Source organism: Microcoleus sp. Pol7_B2 (assembly GCF_036701035.1).
GTDB lineage: Bacteria > Cyanobacteriota > Cyanobacteriia > Cyanobacteriales > Microcoleaceae > Microcoleus.
The window spans coordinates 42962-62655 of record NZ_JAUBQB010000036.1 but is presented as its reverse complement, the minus strand read 5'-3'; the positions used below and the strand labels follow the sequence as shown (position 1 = coordinate 62655).

At 44.8% G+C, this 19694-nt stretch carries 16 protein-coding genes; 5 read left to right on the top strand and 11 right to left on the bottom strand.

The window, feature by feature from the left end; genetic code table 11:
• Window positions 1–49 precede the first annotated feature (49 nt).
• The gene (locus QUA57_RS15355; protein WP_333062005.1) at window positions 50–1531 is read right to left on the bottom strand and encodes an NACHT domain-containing protein; all 1482 of its coding nucleotides are present in this window, start codon (window positions 1529–1531) and stop codon (window positions 50–52) included.
• Between the two features lie 222 nt (window positions 1532–1753).
• Between QUA57_RS15355 and QUA57_RS15350 the strand changes: the two genes are divergently transcribed.
• Together QUA57_RS15350 and QUA57_RS15345 are read left to right on the top strand one after the other, a co-directional pair.
• Entirely contained in the window at window positions 1754–2341 is a 588-nt protein-coding gene (locus tag QUA57_RS15350) for an ATP-binding protein (protein WP_333062006.1), read from the top strand.
• A gap of 54 nt (window positions 2342–2395) precedes the next feature.
• Window positions 2396–3115: a response regulator transcription factor gene (locus QUA57_RS15345; protein WP_333062008.1), complete on the top strand. Its 720-nt coding sequence runs from the start codon at window positions 2396–2398 to the stop codon at window positions 3113–3115.
• A gap of 20 nt (window positions 3116–3135) precedes the next feature.
• Here QUA57_RS15345 and QUA57_RS15340 read toward each other — a convergent pair whose 3' ends face one another.
• Window positions 3136–3540 (bottom strand): gamma-glutamylcyclotransferase, encoded by a 405-nt coding sequence (locus tag QUA57_RS15340; RefSeq protein ID WP_333062010.1) that lies wholly within the window; start codon window positions 3538–3540, stop codon window positions 3136–3138.
• A 120-nt stretch (window positions 3541–3660) separates the two neighbouring features.
• On the opposite strand from QUA57_RS15340, the gene QUA57_RS15335 reads away from it, so the two are divergent.
• Window positions 3661–4260, top strand: a complete 600-nt coding sequence (locus QUA57_RS15335; protein WP_333062012.1) for a glyoxalase-like domain protein — start codon at window positions 3661–3663, stop codon at window positions 4258–4260.
• 129 nt (window positions 4261–4389) lie between these two features.
• Here QUA57_RS15335 and QUA57_RS15330 read toward each other — a convergent pair whose 3' ends face one another.
• The 9 genes from QUA57_RS15330 to QUA57_RS15290 all read right to left on the bottom strand — a co-directional run bounded on the left by QUA57_RS15330 (window position 4390) and on the right by QUA57_RS15290 (window position 16999).
• Window positions 4390–5667, bottom strand: a complete 1278-nt coding sequence (locus QUA57_RS15330) for a bifunctional sterol desaturase/short chain dehydrogenase (protein WP_333062014.1) — start codon at window positions 5665–5667, stop codon at window positions 4390–4392.
• Between the two features lie 73 nt (window positions 5668–5740).
• Window positions 5741–6307, bottom strand: coding sequence for a restriction endonuclease subunit R (locus QUA57_RS15325; protein ID WP_445304481.1), 567 nt, complete (start codon window positions 6305–6307; stop codon window positions 5741–5743).
• A gap of 216 nt (window positions 6308–6523) precedes the next feature.
• Window positions 6524–7465 carry a hypothetical protein gene (locus tag QUA57_RS15320; protein ID WP_333062016.1) on the bottom strand — a complete coding sequence of 314 codons (942 nt, stop codon included), beginning with the start codon at window positions 7463–7465 and terminating at the stop codon, window positions 6524–6526.
• A 3-nt stretch (window positions 7466–7468) separates the two neighbouring features.
• Window positions 7469–8626 (bottom strand): DUF3696 domain-containing protein, encoded by a 1158-nt coding sequence (locus QUA57_RS15315; RefSeq protein WP_333062019.1) that lies wholly within the window; start codon window positions 8624–8626, stop codon window positions 7469–7471.
• The gene (locus QUA57_RS15310) at window positions 8623–9780 is read right to left on the bottom strand and encodes a DUF262 domain-containing protein (RefSeq protein WP_333062021.1); all 1158 of its coding nucleotides are present in this window, start codon (window positions 9778–9780) and stop codon (window positions 8623–8625) included. The genes QUA57_RS15315 and QUA57_RS15310 overlap by 4 nt, the downstream gene beginning before the upstream one ends.
• Before the next feature lie 155 nt (window positions 9781–9935).
• Window positions 9936–11579 (bottom strand): family 10 glycosylhydrolase, encoded by a 1644-nt coding sequence (locus tag QUA57_RS15305; protein WP_333062023.1) that lies wholly within the window; start codon window positions 11577–11579, stop codon window positions 9936–9938.
• Between the two features lie 473 nt (window positions 11580–12052).
• The gene (psb27, locus tag QUA57_RS15300) at window positions 12053–12451 is read right to left on the bottom strand and encodes a photosystem II protein Psb27 (RefSeq protein ID WP_242717360.1); all 399 of its coding nucleotides are present in this window, start codon (window positions 12449–12451) and stop codon (window positions 12053–12055) included.
• Window positions 12452–12598: 147 nt separating this feature from the next.
• Window positions 12599–13852, bottom strand: a complete 1254-nt coding sequence (locus QUA57_RS15295) for a DNA replication/repair protein RecF (RefSeq protein ID WP_333062026.1) — start codon at window positions 13850–13852, stop codon at window positions 12599–12601.
• Between the two features lie 327 nt (window positions 13853–14179).
• Window positions 14180–16999 (bottom strand): cation-translocating P-type ATPase, encoded by a 2820-nt coding sequence (locus QUA57_RS15290; protein ID WP_333062028.1) that lies wholly within the window; start codon window positions 16997–16999, stop codon window positions 14180–14182.
• A 1456-nt stretch (window positions 17000–18455) separates the two neighbouring features.
• Here QUA57_RS15290 and QUA57_RS15285 point away from each other — a divergent pair.
• Window positions 18456–18974: a phycocyanin subunit beta gene (locus QUA57_RS15285; protein WP_333037001.1), complete on the top strand. Its 519-nt coding sequence runs from the start codon at window positions 18456–18458 to the stop codon at window positions 18972–18974.
• A gap of 102 nt (window positions 18975–19076) precedes the next feature.
• Entirely contained in the window at window positions 19077–19565 is a 489-nt protein-coding gene (gene cpcA, locus QUA57_RS15280; RefSeq protein ID WP_006631256.1) for a phycocyanin subunit alpha, read from the top strand.
• Window positions 19566–19694 lie beyond the last annotated feature (129 nt).

The window sequence follows — 19694 nt, the reverse complement described above, 5'->3', positions numbered from 1 at the left end:
ATGGTCAAGCGGGATCCGCTAGGGGACGATCGCCCCTTCCATTATATAATCATCCGATCACAATAAATCCACCCTGGCTCTCCAACTGAACGACGGGGTCAGTTATGCCATCGGGTAAGTTAGCCAGATAGTCGGCAATCAATTGCTGAACTGTGTTTTTTTCAAAAAAATAATCGCCATTATCAAAAGTAATACCAGCCACAAAAGCAAGTAAATGTTGCTTGTGGCAAAAATTCAAATTACGATAAACTTCATCCCGTTGAATGCCTCGGCTTTCATCCCATTTTCTGAGCATAATTTCCAGTCCTTCCTCATACAACTTGGCTCGGTTGGATGGAAAATCTGCTTTGGATTGGAATACTAAACAAGTCAGATTCAACAAGATAGGCGTTACTGCCAGTTCTCGGATTTGCTGATTTTTCTTCATTTTTAGCTGCTCACAAAATTGAGATGCTAAAGCTTTCCCGGTCTCCATATTCTGGGAAAAAGCCACAAACCAATTGCAAGCAAAGGCAGCGATTTGCTTGTTATTAAAATCGGCTACCTCAACACAGGTAAATCCTGCTTCGTGAAATCTGTACTTAGAAGCGGCAATTCGACAGGTAATAATAAACTGATTGTTGTAATACTTCTGGACAAACTGACGAATCTGTCTGACGACTGCATCGCTATCTGATTCTGGCACTTCATCTAAGCCGTCCAATAGAATCAAACCTCTGCCTTGACTGAGTGCGAATTCAGTTTGCGATCGCGCCTCAACTCCGCAACTGGCAAATTCATCGCTGATATATTCTAATAAGTCAAAATTAGTGATTTCAGCAAAGTTTTTCAGAGAGATAAAAATCGGTATTTTGTGTGCTTCAAATTTTGCGCGATCGCATTGAATGGCGATGTGTTTCAAAAAAGTAGTTTTACCGGAACCAGGTTTGCCGAGTACCATCAATTTAGAGTGAGATTTCACCGCATCCAATCCTGATACTCGTTTCTGGCGTACTTTACCTAAACCTAAGCGGTTAAAGTTATCCGCATCTGGATTGAAGTCTCTCAGTAAGTCGCTAATTTCTCCCGGCTGCCAACTGGTAATTTCCTCCAAAATGTTGACTTCAACGTAGAGGTTGCTGACATCAACGGGCTGTGCAATATCTAACAGTTGCATTTTGCTGTAAAGCTGTTGGATTTTGCTGTGGCATTTTTGCCGGATCTCTTCCACTACCGAATCAATGTCTAAATTCGATGGCTGCGTACTTTCTGGTGGAGGACGATCGACAATTTCTTCCCAATTCAACTGCAAAACCGTGCAGAAAGCCTTGAAAGCATTGGCTTTAATGGGTTCTTGTCCTCGTAAAAAACGCCTCCAAGTTGGCAGCGACAGACCATCGGCATAAGGGCCTGCCTCTGTCCAAGTTCGATCGGGTTCTAATTTTTGACTAGCTTCTACTAACCATTTGGGGTCTTCTATTGTCGAGCCCCTTTCTCTTCTAGCTTGCTTAATTTTTACTAATCCCTCCTCAGAGGCTTTGAGGGTCGTCATTATATAATTTACTTCTCTAATTGTCAATGTCAATTTTAGATCAGTTTAGCGATCGCAAACTGAGTTTGTCAAGACCCCAGCAACAAAGAGAAAATGATCCTGACAACAACTGCACGGCATACGGGAAAAGTCAGGCATAAATCAGGCCAAATTAACCCTTCAGAATGCCATTCTGTTGTGTCTCTAAAAATTACCTATTAAATAATGAGAAAGGATAGCAACATGAAAAATAGTATAAATGACATTCCCTCCCGGGGAATAGGCATAAAACTTATTAGCAAAATTGCCGATAAGCTAAGCTATACACGCACTTCTGACGAGCGAAACTGTCTATTAATTGTGAAATATTTTCATCCAGGTATAATACCACCCCAACCTCCGCCTCAATCTGGTTATTTAAAGCGGGTACTTGACTTGTGGAATGCCTTTATTTTGGGGTGGAAAAAGCAACGAAATTACCAACCTTGTCAAACTTATAACCAGCCAATTAAAACAATTCACCTTCAACTCAATAGTGACCTCAAGAGTGTTGTTCAAGTTTTATGGTGGGTCGAGCAGTTAGAGTATCTACCCATTCCCGAAGCAGTTTTGCAGCAGTGCAAACTTGCTACGATAGAAGGGTTTACAAATGCTGTTCGCCACGCTCATAAAAATCTGCCCTTGGCAACTCCGATCAACCTTGAAATAACCGTATTTAACGAACGCCTAGAATTCAAAATTTGGGATATGGGAGAGCCTTTTGACCTCCAAGCTAAGTTAATTGAAGAATTACCAGTTATTTGGAGCGAGCTGGGGTTTATCCTTGACTAAAGCTGTTCTGTAATTCCCAGCTTTAAATTGACAACAAAAAGAAACTTTTTTGTTATGACTACTGATACTACTCCCAAGATTCTCGTGGTGGATGATGACGCTTCCATCCGCACTCTAGTTCATCGTTTTTTAACTCAGAAATATCAAGTAGATTCGGCAGCAGATGGCGAGACCGCTTTAGAATTGTTTGAGAAATTAAAGCCACTGCTAGTAGTTCTCGATTGGAATTTGCCGGATACTACAGGCTATCACCTCTGCCAAGAAATGCAGCGCCGTACTAATGTTTTTGTGATCATGCTAAGCAGTCGCACAGACGAAGCTGATAAACTTAAAGTCCTGTCCGCCGATGCTGATGATTATATCTGTAAACCCTTTGGTTTGGCAGAGTTGGCAATTCGTATAGAAGTTGTGTTGATACGGATGAGACCTGTGACTCCATCACGTATTGTATTCGATCAATTCGCGATCGATTCAGCGCGCCGGGAAGCAACACTCCACGATCGCATTATCAAGTTAACAGCCTTGGAATTTAATATCCTGTATTTTTTGGCAAGTCATTCCCGTCAATCTTGGAGTCGCCAACAGCTAATTGAAAAAATTTGGGGGTGGAACTGCAACGACACAGGAGAAGAGAAAGTTGTTAGCGTACATATCGGTCAGATTCGCAAGAAAATGATTGAAGTTGATGCTACTGGATCGCAGTTTATTAAAACTATTCGGGGTTACGGTTACAGGTTCGAGCCGCCTTCGCCCACTGCAATGGCACTTTCCTAAGCTCATCGGCATTAACCACCTTATTTGGTGAAAAACCGATTTTCCCACCTGCCGTCGGGCAGCCAGATGCCTCCTAGGGAACGAACGCGATCGGGTAACATGAAGTAAGCCCAAGCCGTGCCTAAAGGTTTGAGGTGTGGATCGAAGATTTCGATTTCCTGTCGCTGATATTCGTTTTGTGTCGGTTCCCGCAGCGGATGATAGTCTTCCAATCGGTCTAAATCGTCCAAAATAGCCGAGTTTGCGAAACTGAGGAGAAAGCCGCAGACTGTACCATCTCCGGCCATCATCGCAGGATAGCCGATCGGCAGCGCAAAAAGTTGACCGCGGGCTATCGCGGGGCAAGCATCCACAACTTTTCCTTCGCAGTAGCGGAGGTAGTTGGACTCCCCCGGTTTGAGTGTGCCGTATACAAAGACTTTCATCGGGTAGGGCTTAACCGCTAGTTTTTGCTAACATAGATGGCTAAGCTAATAGTTTAAGTCTCGCGGGCGATCGCGACTGCAATCTTGATAAATTTCGTTGTTTACCCTTTCTTATAATTCATGACTCTAGCAGTTAGTTTTATTGCTTTTGGACTTCACCCTTTACACCTGAGTTCTTTCTTGCCATCCCTGCCCCTTGACAGCTTGTTTTCGACTCAAGGGATTATGGTAATGCTGCTGGCCGCCTATGCGGGGGCGATGTGGATGTTTCTCACCAGTGCTCCGAAGGTACACACGGTGATGGTATCCGATCTCGGGCAAGCGAGGGAGTTCTATGAAGGTATGCTAAACCTGCCCGTAGCAGAAGTGCCGCTGCACTACTACTACAATTACGAGCAAACTTTGGGGACCACTGGTATCGATCCGCTGTATTTGTCGCCGAATGTCGGGAGGGCAACGAGCTCTCAAACGATGGGGAGTCCGGATGGTTTGTGGTATCAGTTGATGAAAAATACCCAACTGCACATTATTAGCGGGGCCGGTGTAGGGGAAAAAAATCGCCCGCGTCACGTTTGTTTCGATCGCGAATGTTTGGATCAGCTATTGATGAGGGTACAAACTCGCGGCATTAGTTATAAAATTCGCCGGGAAAAGCCACTGAATTTTTTGGTCAAGGATTATGACGGCCGGGTAATTGAAATGGCTGAGGTTAGTAATTAGATAAGACTCGGCTGTTGAAACCGATCCTAAACAAAATTTAGTCTCCCCAGAGAGGGACAAAAGAATCAAAGGGGTATTACATCCCAAGTTAGAAACCCGGTTTATGTAAAAAACCGGGTTTCTTGTTCATTAATTAATCTTAGATTCAACGCTAGATTTTTCCGAAACCGCCGCTGCTTTAATCTCTGAAATCGCTTTCCGGCTGAAGATTTGGAAGTAGAGAGAAACAAAAAACTCTTTGACTGGAAAAACGATAAAAGTCAAAGGATTAATTGTCACGATGATGTTGCGCGCATCGGCTTTAGCTTGTTTGACAACTTGCTGCGCTACCCAATCTGGAGACAGAATGCCGATCGGGTTTAAGTTGCTTTTAAACGGCCCTAAAATCAGTTTGCGAACGATGCAGGGCGCGTCTAGCCGCCGCAGGGTGACTAAATCTCCCAGGGCGCGTTTGCTGAGTTCGTACAGGGGACTGACAGCGGGAATTATTTCTGCTTCGGAAGTGTTGATCCAGACTTCTTTGCAAGCGATGTTTTCGTTAGTGCGGACTGTTAAGAAAAAGAGTTCCATCAGCCGCCACGCCGAAAAAGTGTTAATTTCGTAGGAGTTTGCGATCGCCTCTCCTGTTCTTTCTCCGTGTACATTAATCCCGTGATTGATGACGAGAATATCAATTTTTTCTAAAAATAGGGCTAAGTCTGCCTCTTGGCCAGCTTGCCAAGTTATGGTTTTTATAGGTAAACTTTCGCCGTCTAAATTCAAAGTAATTTCCTCATTTCCAGAGGTGAGGGCGATGACTTTTGCACCAGCTTTGTGCAGGTGTTTGAGTAGCGAACGACCTAAAGTTCCCGATGCACCGGTGACGGCTACAGTTTTGCCTTTGAGAGAAAGTGCTGTACCCATAAGTTTATCTATTAAGGTGAAAGTACCGCAATAGTAAGCATTTTGATTGTCGAAGTGGTGCCGCCAGTGATAAGGTTTATTAACTAACCACTTGCCAGGGGGAGTCAGGAAGTCTCCCGGTTGGTGGGTGATGTCGGTTAATTCGTCTGCGCCTTTGATGCCGCACCCGCGGGCGATCGCGCTCAACAAAAAGCCTAAAGTATAAATACAGCCTGCTGCTGCGCCCCAGTGATATTCCGGCAGCCCAAAATAAGCTACACCCCACAGCAACAAGCCCAAAACCATCATCGCCGCAGCTTCGGGCACGTCGTGACGCCAGTGTGCTTGCTTGTAAATTGTCTCGCTGACGGGGGTCAAATTAGGGCGGAAAACGCGGTGATGCCAAGTGTGCAGCTTTTGCAGGGGTGTCCAATAATGGGACACGACGTGATAAAAGTCTCGTATTATTTCTGCCCAGCAGACAGAAGCTATTGCCACAGCGCCGACTATCGAGTAATTTACCATGCTCGCACCAGTTTGAAATTTGAGATATTAGATATTGTCTGCTTTGAAAGATAACTCAAAATGGCTTTTATTGCTAGTCGGGAAGTTGACTCAGGCGTTTTAAAATCTGCAAAACCCGGTACAATTCATTGCCGGGATTGGAAATAACAAATTCCGCCGATCGCGCATACTGGGGAGTTTCCCCTCTAACTAACTTGACAAAATTGAAGTTAGCGCCTGTGGTAATCATTCCAAAAGTAGGAGTTTCAGGATTGGGATCGGCCAGCATATATACCAGGAGTTGGGCAAGTGCTTTGTCAGTTGAAAACGAAAGTTGTTTGGATTCAATTACTGTCACCCACAAGTTTGCTTTCATATTTAGGATATCTATTGTGCCTTCGATGATTCTGCCTTCGTCTTCCTGTTGAATGGATATCGACTTTTCGGCTTTGACTGGAAAAGGGGACTCATACAGACCGGCAATAAATAAAATAGGGCTGATGATTGTTAGCTTGACTGCATTGTCCAATACAGGCGGGTTGTCTACCAAGTTGAAGTATATGTCTTGGACGCGATCGAGCAATTGTTTTTCTGAGTCTGTTACTTCGGGCAAGTTTTCTTGCCATTCTCGGAAAAATTCACTGTTACGAACTCGCTGCAAGCCGAAGTTATCGATTAGATAGCGGAGGTTGATATCTCTTGCTTGTAGTTTTTGTATTTTTATAATTAATAAAGGGTTTTATTGTTATTAATAAGTTTAGCCGATTAGGGATTTTTAACTGCCGATGAACGCTTCGGAACCCAGATGAAATTTCGAGTAAGTTAATTTTGGTGAGATGTCTGTTTATGGGGATTTGCGAGCACAATTCGCTGTAAATTATTCTATTTTGGGGCCAATATACCCAATGATTATCTTTCCGGGGCCTAATTCTGTGCAGAAATGGAGTCGCCAAGCTCCCGGTGTCATGCGGATGTGCAAGCTGAAAATACGCTTTTTCCCGTCAAGACACTGAATATTTAGTTGCTCTCTAAGCTGCTTAAGTCTTGACTCACTCTCTGGAGATGCCTTACTAGGAAGATTATCCAAATTTAGCGCTCCGTCTGTCCAGCTTTTAGATAATTCATCAAGCTCAAATAACTTTCTGACAACTTGTCGTAACATTTTCGGATCGACAAGGCTTTCTATCTGTTGGCTGACGCGATCGCAAAATTCCAGGCTGGAGAATAACTCAGCTCGACGTTTCCAAAGCTCCAAACCATCAACCACCGCTGTTTGCTGACGTTTCTTAATCCAATCACCGTGTTCGAGAACGTGGTTTTTCTGACTAGCATGAAGAACCTCTACACTTTCTTCTATCAGCTCCCCATTGTCGTCAATTTGTATTAGTTCTAAATTGAGGCGACTGCTATTCCACAATGACTCTGAATTCAGACTAATTGCCAATGTTTCAAGGTAATAAGAAACTTTAAATCCTTCTGCTTGAGTCCCCTGCAAACTAAACTCACAATCGGGAGCTTCTACTTTTATTTTAATACTTACATCAGAAATATCAACAGATAAAGGAGTTTTAGTTGCCAGCGTTTTTAGAAAAGTCCGCTCTTCTCTATTAACTTTATCATCATTACGCCAAAGAGAAAGAGGATAGCTTTCAGCAAGAATCATAGCATGAAAATCTGCTTGAATGCGAATTCCCTTCAGCCCACAGCGTTGAGCTGCAACCATCGTCCTAATCAATTCTGACATCCATTGTCGTGCTGTAGAAATATCAGGAGCAAGAGTTCGCGCCGACAGTTCATTAAACACCATCTCCAAATCCATCGCTTATTCTCCTTCCACCGCAGGTTCCAACAAAATCTCCAAGCTGTTGTCCCACTCATCAAAAAAACCCTTCGGCCAGCGATCAATTCGTCCGTTGCGATCGATTTTTGGCGATATTACCTCAGTCACAGCTTGTCTTTCCTTTTCTTTATTGTCACGGTGGAAGTAGTGCAACTGAACATCTTTCGGGTCAATTTTGCCCCCGTGAACCGCAAGGCGAATCCCATTTAAAACATGATCGCTGTGAGTTTCTATCACAACTTGAACGCCACCGCTAGCCGCCAAAGCTAATAATTGACCCATTTTAACTTGTCCTTTTGGATGGAGATGCGCTTCAGGATTTTCAATTAAAATGATTGTACCAGGTGTTGATGCAAGTGCCGCTACAATAATCGGTAAAGTGTAGCTAATTCCAAATCCCACATTAGTTGCACGGTAAGGATTGCTATCTCCATAGGAATATTGAAAACTCATCAAATCGACATCGGATTTGGCGTCTATTTTGAGGCGCGTACCCGGACTAATTTCTCCCATCCATGCTTCAACTTGGTCGATTAAATCCATTGATTTATTACGGGTTTGTTCCAGGTTTTGCCTTTTGAATTTTACCTCTAGATGGCTGAGGTTACTATTAGGGATAACCTCACGCCCATTAATAGCAAGAAAATGAGCAGCATATTCGCCTTTGATACCCAGTTGACCGAGCTGTCGTACTTGGTAATCTGACATTTCATTAAATGGGCGCGGTCCGAGCCGTTCTGCCTGAAGGTAATGAAAATTATTGCCAAAAAGATTCGATTTATACACTTCCGAAGTAACTGGTTTCGAGACAATGTTCAACACATCTACCTCTTGGTCATATTTGAAACGCCATAGCCCTTCGCTGTTGTTTTCCCAAACAATGTCAAAACCAATTAAGTCCTCTTTTGCTCCCTCAAAAAGTGCGTCTCTAGCAGTACCCACATTCACGAAATCGCCATTAAGCGCCAACCCTTTTTCTGGCAATAAACCCTGTTGATAAGATTGACGCAGGAGCAACAGAGATTGCATAACAGAAGATTTACCAGTGCTGTTTAAACCAGAAAATAGCGTGAGCTTTTTAAATTCCAATAACTGATTTGCAAAAGGTTTAAAATTGAGCAATTGCAGCGAAGTAATCATGCCAGAACCTCCTGAATTATTTTTTCAATTATCTTAAATCTGTACTCAATTTTTTCCGCTGCCTGAGAGATAGAAGTCAGAAACTCTCGATCGCTATCTACATATTTTCTAAATTTTTCAATCAATTGCTCCTTGTGCTGCTTCAATATATTAAGTTGCTCGTCGCTAAGTAAACTGAGATTAACAGACCAAACTTCAAACAATGCTTTATTTATTGGAAACATTTTTGTTTGGTGTTGGGAGATTTTACGAAAGGCATTTTTCCCAAAAATTTGCCATGCTGCAATCATAGCTTTTGTAAAATTATTTTCTATTACTTGTAAGTCCTGTTCAGACATATTATTAACCTTAGATAATGCTTTACTTAAAAATAAATTTCTCTTTTCAGATTGAGAATTTTTATAAGATGTAAGCGTAAAGGCTAAAAAACCGAGTATAAATTCCCGATCGTCCATCCGCATTTTACGCAACTTACTCAGCTTAGTAACTTGCTGGAATTCATTAGATGTAGCAAGTTTAGCTAAAAACTTTGTTGCCTTACCGGGGTTGAGAGCATGGCGAAGCTCTTGGGGAGTCATTGGCAATCCTCCTGTATTAATCCGTTTAAAAATGTTATATTTAACTTCAGGAGGTGTACCTTTTTCAATTAAATAAACTGTAACCTGAGTTTCCTCTATTCGACGCTGGTATCTGCGTTCAATTTCATCATAAGTTTTACCTTCTAAATTGGTTAAGTATTCTAGTCCGCATAACCTAAGTGTTTTATCGCTCATAAATTGCTTGAGAGCAGATAGCCGTTGCAATCCATCCACAACTAACCATTTATCTTCATCAGTTGCATCTATATAAAAAGCTGGTAATGGAATCCGAATTAGGAGCGACTCAATCAGTCTACTTTTAGCGTCATCTTTCCAGATGTTTGCATGGCGCTGAAAGTCCGGTGCTAAGTCAAGAGCTTCCTCATTGATTCTTCTTAGAAGTTGCTCGATGGTTGGTTCTCTGGTGAAAATATTAATTTCATCAGGATCGTATATCAATTTGTCTGTTTGATAAAGTTCAGCATCGTTATCTTCTTCCTCTTGCATAAAATTTAGTTCATCAAACGTCGTATCTTCGTTAGATACTTGGTTGTAGGCTTCAGGCTGAGCTACCATAAGGAATACTCCTTTGTATTAATATTTATTATGATTCGGTATTGTCCTATTAAAACTTGGATGTCGCTCCTAGCAGATAAGAACCTTTTCAAATATTATCGCACAAATTCTTTCTTGTAGAGACGCCACGAGCTGCATCTCTACAAATAATCTCCTTACAACCGGCAAGTTTGCCGTGCCCTTTCATCCTCCGGTTCTTGCCACCCAAAAGCAAAATGACTCACCGCATTAATTTGCGGCGTCGCCGAGCGAATTGCTGCCATTTGAATCTCCAAAGACGGCCGATTTTTCAGAGGTTTTCCCCAATCTCCAGCAATGGCAGGAATAATTTTTGCTCCCGCAGGCGCTAAACTTACTGTCCGCTGCACCTGTGGCACAATGCAGCTTACATCACCGCAATTTCCGTAAGACATGGCGTGGAATTCTACAGCAGCCGGAAAGCTGTCCCAAGGCTGCAATCTCGAATCATATCCCCCTTGATTTATCGCTTGATTTGCAGTGGGAAAAAACACTGCTCCTACAGGAATTCCCATCCTTTGAGCTGGTTGAATTGCTACCCCCAAAAAATCTAAAATCCCTTGGACTGCGTGAGCAACGCTTAGTTTCCACAAATCTTTTTGCAGAATGCCGGTATCGGGAAGCCGCGGTGTCGGTTTTGATGTGGCAGTTGCAGGGTTTGGCTTGTTAGTGGCGGGAGTTGTTGAGGCTGTTCTTGATGCGGCATTTTCCCTTCTAGAAGGTGGAGTTGCTACTGACATCACCTGCGGAATTCGGCCCTGCCAAAGAGGTTCTCGCTCAGTTGGATACTGTTTGACTACTGCTTGAACGTCATTAGTATTGATAAATCCTCTAGTCAAATATCGCTGAATTAAATCTCGCCCTTGCTGATTGCTAGCCCGCTGCAAAAGAACTTGCTGCGATGCTGGGCCGTAAATCCACAAGTCTTGAACTTTGGTAGCAACTGAAGCGGGTCCGATGCCCCGTAGATAGCGAATGTAGTCGAACAACATTCCTTGGGGCTTGCGCTTGACTATTTGATTTACTAACAAAGTATAGTCTTGCCGTGCTTGCGGGTTGTAGGGGTCAATAAAGGCTTGATTGCCCGGAACTTCTCCGAAGTCCTCGTTAATTGCTGCGTATTCACTTACTGTTAAACTTGTCTGATTTTTACCGTTGATAGCGAGGGTTTGCTGTCTGTCGGGACGCTGAGCATAGCTATAGCCAAAGTTCATGGCAAATAACCAGGCGTATACTTTTAAACCTCGCTGTTTGCCTTTGGCGATCGCCTTTTCTAACAAATCGTATTTCTCGTAACCGCGATTTCTCAAAACAGAAGGCCAAGCCGTAGGATTGTCTGCGACTGGGAGCAGCACTTGACCATCGTAAAACACTTCAACATAGACTTGGTTGTAGCCTTTATTCACAACTTTGTCCAATACTCGATCGAGTTCTCCGGGTCTGACATCGCAGGGATACAAACGCAGCCAAACTGCTTGGGTTTCCGGCCAAGTCTTTTGGCGACATTCTGCTATTTCCCGCGCGTGTTTGTTCAAAACAGCAAAATATGCTTGCTGAGATTCCCGTTTTCCCGACAGCGCGGCGCGGCGCAAGTCTTCTTTTTGATTGACCTGTTCTTGGGATAATTGACAATAGGCTGATGTTTGGGCAAAAGCTGGTTGATTTCCGATAAACGGCCAAACAAGCTGGCTGATGAAGCTACTGGTTAAAACAGCAGTTACCGCACTTAAAAAGCGTCGCTGGTGTTGAAAATTCGCGATGCGAGTTGGTGCAATTTTCATGGGAGAATCGAATGGGGTTTTCTGGTTTAAATTGGGTGGCGATCGCATTTTTGCGATCGCGCTCAACAAGCAGCTACAAATTTTCTACTTTTTTCGGTTGACTTAGTTATGGCACAAGTCGATCGCACAATGCAAATTCTATCTGGCGGCTATTTAAATTCAATAAGGGCGATCGGGCAAGATAGGACTCGGTGATTAAACCGCTGCTATGTTATACAAACTTTCCTCTGCCTAAGTGTTTGCACGCAGGCACGCGCCTTCGCGGACTCAAAAATAAAAGGGGTAAAAAGCCCAGATTTGATATCATATCCAGTTCGATTTCTCAGGACTTTTTCCCTAAATCGTGCATAAAAAAGCGCCTGGTACAGTGGGCGCTAAAAGCAGTTGATATTTCTACTAAAAATTGTTAACACTCAAATATCAAGGATGAAAGATGAATTATTAAAATTTATCCTTGCTCCTAAATTTTGAGATTAAGCTCCTCTGTTAAGAGCAGCTTCAATCTGCTGAAATTCTGACTCAAGACGCTTTTTCAATTTTTCAGGAACGGGACGGTTTGGATAGGAACTGTAATGTCCGGCCAAAGAGTTTAATGCCGTCCGCATTGTTGTGAAAGAGGCCAGCTTGGTAAGAGCGGGATCGCGGCGGTAGGCAGCAAAAAAATCGTTGATACTTGTGCGAGCCTCGGCTTGAGCGGCTGCTTTTTCCGGCGTGCCCTCTGGCAAAGTGAGCGCTGTTCTCAAGCTCTTCACTAATGCTAATGTGTCTTGGCCATAATCTCCACTCAGAGTGGCCGGAACATTGGTACAGCCCGCTACGCCGATGACAACAACTAATACCAGGGCTAACAGACGGGAAATGTAATGCTTCATAAGGTTTAGAAAAATGGAAGCGAAAGCGGTAATCAAAATTAACCTTTATCCTATCTCGAATTGAGCTAATAATGCCAATTTTTCAATTTTTTTCTAGCTTTACCATGAAACAGAAAATTTGTCAATCTAAAATCTAAAATCTAAAATCTAAAATCGATTGATTTGTCCAGCAACGACGGAGAGAATTTGGGTTTGTCGCAGCCACTGAGCATCAAAAGCGCCTAGGTGAGTTGTAGTAATCAGAGTTTGAAATCTTTCTTGAATTGTTTCTAAAAGTTGATTTTGGCGGCTCAGATCGAGTTCTGCAAGTACGTCGTCGAGCAACAGTAAAGGCGCTTCGCCGACGACTTCTTCAATAAGCTGCAATTCGGCTAATTTTAATGCTAATACCAGAGTTCGCTGCTGACCTTGGGATGCGTATTGACGAGCTGGGGTATTGTTAATGGTAAATGTAATGTCGTCGCGGTGGGGGCCGACTAAAGTTGTTCCTTGAAACTGTTCTGCGATCGCCCTTTTTTGAATTTTCTCTAAAAATGCTTGTCGCACTCCTTCGAGATTATCTTTAGCGATTAATTCCGAACTTACTTCAATATTAGCATCGTATTTCACATCTAAAACTTCTGCTGAACCGCTAATTGAACGGTGCCAATTTCGAGCTAAAGGCATCAAACGCTCCAAAATTCGATCGCGCCTGCGGATGACGCGAGCGCCCGCTGTCGCCAACTGCGCGTCCCACAAAGCTAATTCTGAACTGGGAATTGGGAATGGGGCATTGGGCATTGGGCATTGGGCATTGGGCATTGGGCATTCTGCAATATTTTGGTCTTCGGGAGTTTCAGATCCGATAAATTGCATCTTGTCAAAACTGTCGGAAAATTCCGCTTTCCTGATTTCTTTAGAACGTTTCAATAGAGCGTTTCGCTGGCGCAAAATTTGGTTATACTGCTGCAAAATGTGAGCGTAAATCGGTTCTAACTGGATGACGAGGCGATCGATCCAATTGCGCCTTCCTTCGGGCCCGCCGCGCACTAAGTCCAAATCCAAACAAGAAAATTGCACTACATTTAAGACGCTCAAAAAGTCTAAATGGCGGCGCAGCGGTTCACCATTGAGCTTCAGTGTTCGACGAGCCCCAGAGCGAAGAGTTAAAGCTAAGTCGATCGCTCCGGTTTGGCGTTCGAGTGTAGCATCAATTTGCCCGATCGGCTTTGAGTCGAGTATTAAATCACGATCGCGCCCTACCCGGTGGCTTTTTAATGTAGAAAGCAACTCTACCGCTTCTAACAAGTTAGATTTTCCTTGAGCGTTATTTCCTACTAAAATGGTTTTGGGAGCGTCAAACGCTACCTTTTGATCGAAGTAGTTCCGAAACTGCCGTAGGTGCAGCGTTTTCAAATACATAATATTAGTAATTGGTAATCGGTAATTGGTAATCGGTAATTGGTAATTCGTAATTCGTAATTGGTAATACACTCATCGTAGGGCGCACCTTACGGGTTGGTAGCCACGAGCCTTTACGATTGCGATTTTCGCCGACCGTTGCGCTCGCAATGACATTATAACGAACTAATAAATGCTTAATCGTGACACAATCTATTTAGTCTTCGTAGGAATGAGTTTCGCTGTGAGCCAGGGGTTTCAACCCTGGCGGATCTTTTTGAAAATAGTACCCTATCGAGCGCTCTAGCTAATAATCAAACTTAGCTCACTATCCGTCAGCCGTTAACACTATTTCCTAAATTTGTAAAAGCGCACAAACAGTTTTTCCATTTCAATCCAGACAAACATCAGGGCGCTGAAACCGAAGCAAACCATCAATTCAAAAGGCGACAAATAGTGAGTGCCGAAAAATGCTCTCAGTGGCGGAACGTAAATCAGCATTAATTGCAAAGCAGTAGTAACAATCACAGCTCCCCAAACAAAAACATTAGTCAAGGGATTTAACTCGATAGTTAGCTGAGTGTTAGACCGAATTGCGATCGCGTGACCCATTTGTGCCAAACAAAGAGTTGTAAACACCATTGTTTTCCAAGCATCTGGATTGCCGTGTCCGGGAGCGTGAGTATATCCATAAGCCCAGGACATCATCGCGATCGTCAAAATTGCAAAAATAATCCCGATGCGAATTATGTAAGAACCCAAACCCCGCGCAAAAATATTTTCTCGCGGACTAAAAGGAGGCTTTTTCATCACGTTCGGTTCCGCCGGTTCCACGGCCAAGGCCAAAGCGGGAACGCCGTCTGTTACTAAGTTCATCCACAAAATTTGGAGCGGCGTCAGCGGCACTCCTCCCAAACCGATTAAAGGTGCGGCGGCAATTGTCAAAACTTCGCCGATGTTGCTGCCCAAAATGTACTTAATAAAGCGGCGAATATTGCTATAAACCACTCGCCCTTCTTCAGCGGCGGCGACAATAGTTGCGAAGTTGTCGTCGAGGAGTACCATATCGCTAGCTTCTTTGCTGACATCGGTGCCGGTAATCCCCATTGCGATGCCGATATCGGCTTGTTTCAAGGCGGGGGCGTCGTTAACGCCGTCGCCGGTCATTGCGACAAATTTGCCCCAACTTTGCAAAGCTTGGACTATTCGCAATTTGTGTTCGGGGGAGACGCGGGCGTAAACGCTAACCTGTTCGACTTGCTGTTTGAGTTCTTCTTGGCTGAGCTTTTCTAATTCTTGACCGGTGAGAACTCGATCGCCCTCTGTTGCAATACCTAAATCGTAAGCGATCGCTTTTGCTGTCAACTGGTGGTCTCCTGTAATCATCACCACCCGGATGCCTGCATTGCGGCACTTCACCACTGCTTCCCGCACTTCCGGACGCGGGGCGTCCAGCATACTGACGAGTCCCAGCCAAATCATGTCTTGTTCGCTGGTTTCCTCAGAACCTTCGGGCGGTATGTTTTCCCAGAGTTTGTACGCAAACCCGAGAACTCGCAAACCGCCGCTTGCCATGTTGTTGTTTTCCACGAGGATGCGATCGCGCATTTCCTGGGTTAAAGGTTGTACTCGAGCGCCGACTATAATGCCTTTGCAGCGCTCCAAAGTCAACTCTGGAGAGCCTTTGGTCAGCATCAAATAATTCGGCTGCTGTCCTTTTTCTGCGGGAAATGCCGAATTTCCTGATCGGCCCGGCACTTCGCAAATCACGCTCATCCGCTTGCGTTCCGAAGAAAAAGGAAATTCCGCCGTCCGTGGCAGCAATTGAGACTGTTTTTCCTTATAAATGCCTGCTTTTCCCGCTACACAAAGCAGAGCTCCTTCTGTGGGGTCGCCTAAAATCTGCCATTGTTGCTGTTCTTGTTGCAATACTGCGTCGTTGCAAACTGCACAGGCAATTAATAAAGATTCGAGTTCTGGATATTCCTCTAAATTATTAATTTTTGTCGATGTCAGGCGATCGGTAAAATCTCCGATCGGGGCATAGCCAGATCCTGCGACGGCGACTGTGCAGTCGCCCGTAGACACTAGCTGAACTACCATTTTATTTTGAGTCAGAGTACCTGTTTTGTCAGAACAAATGGTAGTTACCGAACCCAAAGTTTCTACTGCAGGCAGTTTGCGAATCAGGGCGTTTCGCTTCACCATCCGCCTAGTTCCGAGTGCCAGAGTAACTGTCACGACTGCTGCGAGTCCTTCGGGAACCACAGCCACAGCCATGCTTAGAGAAACTTCTAACAAATCTTCAAACCTGCTAGTATCGAACCCGATGCCGCCGTTTTGGAAGGTAATCATGCCGCCGATGACGACAATTGCGACTAAGGTTAGGGCTCCGGAGACTAGAACATTTCCCAACTGGCTCATCCGCTGTTGCAGGGGAGTCGGTTCGGTTTCTACTGACTGAAGCATGGTGGCAATTTTGCCCAGTTCAGTTTTCATTCCGGTGTTGGTGACGATCGCCTTTGCTCGTCCCTGAACAACTTCTGTGCCCTGAAAAATCAGGTTGAGTCGATCGCCCAAGGAAGCATCTTCTGGAAGTTCGAGCTCGGCTTGCTTGGTTACTGCTAGAGCTTCCCCTGTCAAAGCAGATTCTCTGACTTGCAGATTTGATGTTTCGATCAAGCGTGCGTCTGCTGCTATTTTTACCCCAGCCTCCAACAGCATTACATCTCCGGGTACGAGTTCCTTGGCTGCTATTTCCGAAGTTTTGCCGTCCCGCAGGACTCTGACTAGGGGGGAAGCGAGGTTTTTGAGGGCTGCGAGGGCTTTTTCAGCACTTTGCTCTTGGAAATAGCCGAGAATGCCGTTGAGTATGACGATCGCAAAAATGGCGATCGCATCTTTGGGAAAAGTATTCGACCGAATGTCCAAAAAACCCGAAATCACGGCCACACCCATCAGCATCAACAACATGATGTTGGTGAACTGATCGACAAAAATCGACCACGGACTGCGGCCTCCTGTTTCTTCGAGTTCGTTGGGGCCGTATTGCTGCAAGCGTTCTGACACCTGTTGGCTGCTCAAGCCAGCGTCTTTGTTGCTGCTTAGCTGCTTGAGAGTTTGGTCAATTGCTACGGTGTGCCAAGAAGAGGGAGAAGTTGAAGACATAAATTACGATCGAGCATGGGGTATAAAGGTAGTTGCGGCCGGACAGCTACAGCCGATCCATCTGGCTGATTACAGTAAGAGAGTTTTAAGTTTTGAGTTCTGAATAAAAAACTGTTTAACTTGGACGGGTTTTGGACGGTTCGATGCCGGGGAAGCAAAAAGCTTTTAACTTCAATGCGTCTGGCGGCTCGATCGCGCCGTTTGTAGACCTACCGCTGATAGCACCTATCCACCTTACCAAAAATAATCGGTTTAAAGCCCCGTCCTTCTAGGACAAAAGCCCAAGCAGTGATTCTTGGAATCCCCGCGCGTTCACGCCCGGGAGGATGTCAATACTAAAAATTAGCAATTCTTTCGGCTATTACACACAAAAGAAGCTGAAAGCAAAAGTGACTTTAGTCCGGGGGTGCAAGCGTGCGCCGCAGGTTAAAACCTACCTTAAAAAAAACGTCATAAAACGCTCGTATCCGAACTCATCTATTCTCGTTGTTAAAAGAAAAATGGCGCTGCGGTAACAGGTGTCGATCGCCTCTGTTGGTTTTCTCACCCTCCACAATGCTCAGCTTGCCACACGCTTGCGTAGGACTAGCCTGTGGGAAGCCGAACATAGAACACATATATAGATGAAGAAAGTTTTTTGGCAACCGCTGCAGGGTACATAGTAGATGCTTGGTCTGGGGTCAAGTCCAAGGACTCCTCATGATACAAGAATCCCCGCGTTATGAAAGACCGGGCCCGGTCTTTCAACTTCCAACGGCTGAGTTTTGTCGCTAAATGCTGATTTTCCGGCAAAAGCTGAGACTGTGGCGAGCTGGTTCACAATCTTTGGGATTTTCCCCACACCGAATTCTGCAACCCTCCTGACATTGGGCAGAATTTTTGGTTTTTTCCCTATTCCCCCAGCCTTCTTTTACGAAAACTTTAATTTACTTAACACTTCTTAACAATTCCGTTTTTCCAGAGAAAGCCAACAAAGGCGATCGGTCCACGGGACGGTTCCGGGCGGTTCTACCCCCACTGCACGGCGATCGAAGCAAACTCTGCGTTTATTGTGGTCATCTCGCATCTACCCGAAGAAGGAGATTTGCCTGTACTTTCCCCCCCGATATTTACCTTCTTAGAGAGATAAGTTTCTGTAATAATTTGTAATAAACAAACGCAAGCGAGCATTGTATAAAGATTATCAGAGGGTTGAAACGACAGGCCAAAGTTAACAAAAACCCTGATTGACAAGGTTTGTCGCATCTCATAAAAGGTGTAAAATTTTCTAAGGTTTCTTAAACCTCCGTTGCAATGTAACAATAGTGCAGGTAGCGGAAAGGGAGAGATCGATGGGACCAGCAGATTAGCTGGCATCAAATTTCAACCCTTGCAGGCTCTCGTAGTCTGAACAAATTTAACTTAACGGTTTTATACCGCAACCAAACTCAATTAACTCAAATAGGAGAGTTCTTTCATGTTTGACGCATTTACAAAAGTGGTTTCCCAATCTGACGCTCGGGGCGAATTTCTAGCTCAGGGTCAACTAGATGCTCTCAGCAGCATGGTTTCCGACGCCAACAAGCGGATTGACGCAGTAAACCGCATCACCGGCAACGCATCCAGCATCGTAGCCAATGCAGCTCGCACCCTGTTCGCCGAACAGCCCCAACTGATCGCTCCTGGTGGCAATGCTTACACCAACCGCCGCATGGCAGCTTGCTTGCGCGATATGGAAATCATCTTGCGCTACGTCACCTATGCAACATTTGCAGGCGACGCCAGCGTTTTGGACGACCGCTGCTTGAACGGTCTGCGTGAAACATACCAAGCTCTGGGAGTTCCCGGTGGCTCAGTTGCAGCCGGCGTGCAAAAAATGAAGGAAGCAGCAATCGCGATCGCTAACGACCCCAACGGTGTTACCCGTGGTGATTGCAGCTCGCTGATGTCTGAAATCGGCAGCTACTTCGACCGCGCAGCCAATGCAGTCGGCTAAAAATAGCCAAGCGAACCTTTCTTGTAAAGAAGCGAGCATCGCATTTTTGCAAACAATCATTTTTGTACAAAAACAACACAACATTAGGGAGAAACCAGAACAATGAAAACCCCTTTGACTGAAGCAGTAACCGCAGCCGATTCTCAAGGCCGTTTCCTGAGCAGCACAGAACTACAAGTCGCCTTCGGCCGTTTCCGCCAAGCAGCAGCAGGTTTGGAAGCAGCTAAAGCTTTGACCGCCAACTCTCAGCGCTTGATCGACGGTGCAGCTCAAGCTGTGTACAACAAATTCCCGTACACCCAACAAATGCAAGGCCCGAACTACGCTTCTACCCCAACCGGTAAAGCCAAGTGCTCTCGCGACATCGGCTACTACCTGCGGATGGTAACCTACTGCTTAGTTGCAGGTGGCACCGGTCCTATGGACGAGTACCTGATTGCAGGTGTTGACGAAATCAACCGGACATTTGAATTGTCTCCTAGCTGGTACGTTGAAGCTCTCAAGTACATCAAAGGCAACCACGGTCTGAGTGGCGACGCTGCAACTGAAGCGAATTCCTACATCGACTACGCAATCAACGCTCTGAGCTAGATTTGCGTGATGCCCGGAATTGTAAGCTGCTGTTAGCTTAAGTGTTAGCGGTTGTTTAGAATTCCGGGCATCTGCGATCAAAGCCTAGTTTTGCAAATACTTTTTTTAAGCAGTTTTCAGTTTTTAAAG